General features: G+C 49.3%; 1 protein-coding gene. It reads left to right on the forward strand.

Going from position 1 to position 379, the window contains the following annotated elements:
- On the forward strand, window positions 1-379 hold a 379-nt coding region (locus GSY63_RS00050; protein ID WP_166583811.1), incomplete at both ends, for a LamG domain-containing protein.

The raw sequence follows: 379 nt of genomic DNA on the forward strand, positions 1-379 counted from the left end.
ACGGCACAGCTGGAAAAGCTTACGCCTTCGACAATGGTGCTTATGTGGAAGTGCCGTACGCCGCTGCGCTGCGGCCAACGAGCTTTACACTCACTGCCTGGATAAAGCCGCATGTGGCGAGTAACGGCAATTATATCTATTCCATCAATCGCTGGAATGGCTATAAATTTCAGCTGCAAGGCAGCAATTTGCCCTTCCTGACGATTAACAATGATAACGGTATACACGATCAGGATGACGGTGGTGCGGCAGTGCAATTGGATAAATGGTCGCAGGTGGTGGTGAGCTATACAAACGGAGCTATGAAATTTTACATTAACGGCGTTATGGTTAAAAATGCGAATGTAACCGGCACGCCGGTTACCTTGACCTCGCCACC

It is taken from the genome of Mucilaginibacter agri (assembly GCF_009928685.1).
Classification (GTDB): Bacteria; Bacteroidota; Bacteroidia; order Sphingobacteriales; family Sphingobacteriaceae; genus Mucilaginibacter; species Mucilaginibacter agri.